The following is a 248-nucleotide window of genomic DNA, read 5'->3' on the forward strand; positions in this document are numbered from 1 at the left end:
TAAGCGGCAACTTTCGTTATAGCGTCACCGCGACTCCTGCCGGACATCATGATGAAAGCAAAGCCTGGCTACATTTTGGCAAATACGATCGCTATGACGACAAATACACCTATCCGGCAATGATGAACGGTTACATCCAGTATGACCTTGCCGAAGGCATCACCTGGATGAACGGTCTGGAAATCACCGACGGCACAGGACAGCTCTATCTCACGGGCCTGCTAACTCCTAACTTTGCCGCTCGCGCC

1 pseudogene is annotated in these 248 nt (G+C 52.0%); it reads left to right on the forward strand.

The features are described from left to right. A pseudogene (locus SB756_RS33490) lies at positions 1–248 on the forward strand (hypothetical protein); the annotation flags it as partial.

The sequence above is a fragment of the Pseudomonas sp. SIMBA_068 genome (genome assembly GCF_046534705.1).
Classification (GTDB): Bacteria; Pseudomonadota; Gammaproteobacteria; order Pseudomonadales; family Pseudomonadaceae; genus Aquipseudomonas; species Aquipseudomonas putida.